The following is a 270-nucleotide window of genomic DNA, read 5'->3' as shown; positions in this document are numbered from 1 at the left end:
GCAGGTTCAAATCCTGTCCCCGCTACCACGTGCACGACGAAGGGCCCTTCCTCACGGAGGGGCCCTTCGTCGTTCGGACGGCATCGCTCCGGACGGCATCGCTCCGCACGGCATCGGCGCCCCCGGCCGATTCGTGGTTCGCGGTCGCTCTTTGCTAAGGTCGTACCTGACCGAAGCGGAGCCGAGAGGGAGACCACTCGACCGCCGGACGGTCTCACGTCACCCGGTATCGCCCGGATGATCGACGCGGGGTGGAGCAGCTCGGTAGCT

It is taken from the genome of Dietzia sp. HMSC21D01, assembly GCF_001815995.1.
Taxonomy (GTDB): domain Bacteria; phylum Actinomycetota; class Actinomycetes; order Mycobacteriales; family Mycobacteriaceae; genus Dietzia; species Dietzia cinnamea.
This window is presented reverse-complemented; position numbering follows the sequence as displayed.